Annotated in this window: 3 protein-coding genes; 2 read left to right on the top strand and 1 reads right to left on the bottom strand. The window is 44.3% G+C overall.

Translation table 11 applies throughout. The features are described from left to right. Positions 1 to 162 precede the first annotated feature (162 nt). Positions 163 to 594, top strand: coding sequence for an IS200/IS605 family transposase (gene tnpA, locus ACH10T_RS07190; protein ID WP_394808632.1), 432 nt, complete (start codon positions 163 to 165; stop codon positions 592 to 594). Positions 595 to 696: 102 nt separating this feature from the next. Here tnpA and ACH10T_RS07185 read toward each other — a convergent pair whose 3' ends face one another. Continuing rightward, complete coding sequence (locus ACH10T_RS07185) at positions 697 to 3,579, bottom strand: FG-GAP-like repeat-containing protein (RefSeq protein ID WP_394808631.1); 2,883 nt, start codon at positions 3,577 to 3,579, stop codon at positions 697 to 699. A gap of 747 nt (positions 3,580 to 4,326) precedes the next feature. Here ACH10T_RS07185 and ACH10T_RS07180 point away from each other — a divergent pair. Continuing rightward, positions 4,327 to 4,449: a hypothetical protein gene (locus ACH10T_RS07180; RefSeq protein WP_394808630.1), complete on the top strand. Its 123-nt coding sequence runs from the start codon at positions 4,327 to 4,329 to the stop codon at positions 4,447 to 4,449. The last annotated feature ends 81 nt before the right edge of the window (positions 4,450 to 4,530 follow it).

Raw genomic sequence — 4,530 nt, 5'->3', positions numbered from 1 at the left:
AAGCATCGAAAAAAGAACATAAAAACTGATTAACCAACTAAACCAGGTGGAAAGTTTTAGACGCTGATACCTGGAAAGTTTTCAACGCTGATTGACAGTTAAAACCACCGGCTTTAGCCGGTCAGCTTTAGCTGAGAAAATATGCTGCACAGGAGGTGTGGCATGGATTATAGATATGGAAGTCATACGGTATATCAGATTGAATATCATTTTGTCTGGGTAACGAAGTATCGCTACAAGGTTCTGCAAGGAGAAGTAGCAGAGCGAGTGCGAGAATTGGTTCGTCAGACGTGCGAAGCATTTGAAATCAGGATAGTACGCGGTGTAGTGAGTAAGGATCACGTAAATATACTGGTGAGTTGTCCCCCGGAGATGGCGCCAAGCGAAATTATGAGGCGGATTAAAGGGCGTACATCGAGCTATCTGTACGCAGAGTTTCCTCACCTGAAGAAGAGATATTGGGGCAGGCATTTTTGGGCGCGCGGGTATTTTTGTGCGACAGTAGGGCAGATGACAGATGAAATGATCAAACAGTACTTGGAACATCACTTTGAACCAAATCCAAACGATAATTTTAAAATGGAACCAGAATAAGACGCGTCGTTTAGCCGACGCGTATCCGGACTTTCAGTCCGTAACTCAAACCCACCGGCTTTAGCCGGTGGTTGTTTAGTTTCCCGTGATTATCTTCAAGAATCAAAATACAACAAAATCTGTATTTGTTAATGCAAGTCCGATACCTACCTTGGCGATTTGCAGCGCAGCACCCGCACCACTGCCATCTGCATCATAAAGAATCGCACCAGTAGTCTTGTTATAAATGATGAAATCATCACTATCGAGCGCCTTCGATCCGGCTCGGAACTGTTCGTTGGCCAAGTCACCCCAACCCAGGGATGTGAAAACGTCGTCATCCAACTCAATGATATCGCCACCTGTCACGTTGAAATCAGTGATCGTATCAAAGGCATCTTTTGAACCGATGAAAAAGGTGTCTTTACCAGTGCCTCCCGTCAGGGTATCTTTACCAGTGTCGCCATTGAGGTAATCATCTCCATTGCCTGCGCTCAAGATATCAGAGCCTGCATCACCGCTGAGGGAATTATTGGCGGCATTACCGATGAGTTTGTTATTTAGTCCATTTCCCACCCCATCTATTGCATTTGATCCCGTCAACGTAAGGTTTTCCAAATTAAGCCCCAATGTATAGGAAAGATTGCTACTGACAAGGTCAGTTCCCGCATTAAACTGTTCAGTGACAACATCTCCTGCATTCTCGACATAGTAAGTATCATTGCCTGTACCACCCAGCATCGCATCAGCACCTGACCAGCCACGAATGGTATCGTTACCCGCACCACCTTGAATGACATTGTCGTCGCTATCCCCGGTCAACTTATCATTGAATTTACTACCGATCAGATTGTCGATGCCGATCAATTTATCCATACCAGAATTGACAGTATTTTGTGCGGTTGTGATATTCAATGATACTGTTACCGGACCGGTAGCCGAAGCATAAGTGACCGTATCATTGCCCGTTGTTCCAATTAGGATATCGTTACCAGCAGTTGCATTCAACAACGAAGAACCTGGGATTTTAAAAGATTTTGTCGCCACCAGAGGTGCCGCTTCATTATCCGAAACCGTTGCAACGACAGTAAAATTATCAGTTCCATTATTAGCCGGAATGAATTGCAAATTAGCCAGTAGCGTATTCACATTGGCCAATTTACCCGATGCAGTCCACATTCCTGTGGTTGCATTGAAAGTTGACGTGACAGTCCCAGATGTAGCCGTAGTCAATTTGCCCACAGCTGCATTGGATAGCTTGAGTGTGACCGCGATGCTAGCGCTGTCTGAATCTTCGACAATGATATTTTGCAAATTTAACGGAGTACCTTTTGTATACTGTTCAGGCGTTGCCAGATTGGTAACGTTCGGCGCCTTGTTGTTGATGAAAAAACCACTAAACGGGTAGATACCGGCATATTCATAGACGGATGTCGTATACGTATCGAAATCCCCATCGCCATCGATATCTACAAAACTACGACTGCTCACGGATATGCGATATCCACCTTGGGGTAGGCCATAAAGATCGACCCCATCAACTGGAAACAAAGGATTGGCGGCATTACCTTCATTAAGAAACAACGTGTCTCCAGAAATGGCATCGAAATCCCCATCACGATCAATATCCAAAAAATCTGGCGATATGCCCAGCCCGAAAGGATCGGTTACTGGCGTGCTGAATTTAGCGTTTGTCTGAGTGCCAATATTTTTGAAATACAAGTTGCCGATAAACGCATCCGAATCGCCATCACCATCGATATCCACGAATTTTGCATCAGAACCGCCGCTGACTTTGATCAAACCAAAGGGGTTCGTGGTTGGGGCCGCAAAAGTGGGGTTGGTGATCGTTCCTGTATTTTTGAAAAACAGCGTATTCCCAGCCGCATTGCTGATGAAAGCATCCATATCGTGATCGCCATCGATATCGACGAAGGTCGGCATGGCATCCTTCCCTACATCTTTTAAACCAAAGGGATTTTTAACCGCAGGCGCAAATGACGCTTGATTTTTTGTACCGATGTTTTTGTAAAACAGCACATTTCCTGTTGCTGCATCCGAAGAGTTGGGATCGTTGCCATCATAGCCAAGACCAATAAAAGCATCCATATCGCCATCGCCATCGATATCCACGAAGGCAGGTGCTGGTGACCAGGTCAATGTTTCATCGTTGATTCCGAAGTCACTCACATATGTTGAGAAATCAGGCAAATTAACGGCCGTATCTGAATTCTGATAAAACTGCGAACCAATAAAAGCGTCCATATCGCGATCCCCATCGATATCGGCAAAAGTCAAATTCACGTAATTACCGCCATTCGAGATTCCAAACCGGGTCGGTGTATCCTGATAAAAAAGAGGGTTACTCGCCGTGCCAATATTTCTAAAAAAACTTGTCCCCGAGGATAGATAATGATCATTCTGGATAAAAAGATCCAGATCACCATCGCCATCAATATCAACAAAAGTAGGGGTGCTGTACCCCCTACTTGATGTAATACCAAAGGGATCGATGACTGGTTTTGCAAAAACAGGATTCGTTGCAGTACCGGTATTTTTGAAGAAGTGGGTACCTTGATACCCACTGCCGGAAAACATATCCAAATCACCATCCCCATCGATATCTACGAAAGTGGGAGTGCTCGATGCAGACGTACCGCTCAAGCCAAAAGGATTTTCTAGCGCCACTGCAAACGACGGCTTGCTAAATGTTCCGATGTTCTTATAAAAGAGTGTCTGTCCTTCATAAGTTCCAGAGAAAGCATCCAGATCACCATCGCCATCGATATCCGAGAACGTCAGTCTATTTGCTATGTTAGGTAATCCAAGTCCGAACGGCTTGGAAACCGGCGCTGCAAATACCGGATTGGTTTTACTGCCGGTGTTTTTGTAAAATTTGTCGCCAACAAACGCGTCTAAATCGCTATCGCTATCGATATCCACATAAATAGGATCGTCCATTCCAAACGGATTGGCTACCGCGTTGTTAAAAATCGGATCAGGCATTACTTTTCTCCTTATGATTGTATATGTTCAAAGGCTCTGTTTTTATAGAGTTATGCCATTAAAAACGAGGCCATTCATAGTGTAATGGTCAACTAAGACTGGACACATTTTTAAGTAATCTTTCTATAAAATAAACACTCAGATTTCGATGTTGACTGCGTTTGTTTTTGGTTGTAAACAGCCGAATAACTAACGATACGCAGTTCTGCTTATTTTCTGGTTCTAAATTTTTCATAATCATCGTAATCGATTAAACGCTGTCATCTAAAAGCGACTTCCTTTTCTTCTGAGAACCACCAATGCGTTCCTTCCTTGGCATAAAGTTTGTAAGCCCTGACATTTCCTAAGATTGAGCTTAGGATTACAATAATCCTCCTTATGCTCATGTTGTTCTGTGCGTAACCGCACATTGAGGGTAATTAAAAGACTCCTGCACAACCTCCCCTGCCAGTGCAATAACCAACTAAAATAGAGGCATTTAAAAGATAGTTGGAGCAAAAGATGCAGATGAGTTTTTGAACACTGGAACTGGTGCAACGATTGAAGCGAGACGGTGTACTGATGAAGATTGATTCGCTGATTGAATGGGAGGAATTACGTCCGAAGCTTACGGGTTTATACAAGCGAGTTATCGCATGGTGGAGGACAGGAACCGTTTGATGTGTTGTTGAAGTGATTCATACAGTTCTTGTCTTATACAGAGCGAGCCTGGCCTGGTTTACTTTTCTCAGGATTTCCTGCGCGGTTTTGGTCCACACAAAGGGTGTGGGCTGGGCATTGCGCTGGGTGATTGTACGTGTCAATCGCCGCAATCAGCTCCGGGACACTGCGAAAGACGCCACGCCGAATTTGTTGGTTCTGTCGCATTAAGCGCAAAAATGCATATTTTGGATGAGCTGGCATGCCATCCCTTTAAACTAGACGGATTTATTCTGCCAGCGCATAAAATTG

It is taken from the genome of Nitrosomonas sp., from assembly GCF_043753625.1.
In the GTDB taxonomy this organism is placed as follows: Bacteria; Pseudomonadota; Gammaproteobacteria; order Burkholderiales; family Nitrosomonadaceae; genus Nitrosomonas.
Note: the sequence above shows the minus strand (reverse complement) of the source record. Positions and strands in the feature narration are given on the sequence as shown.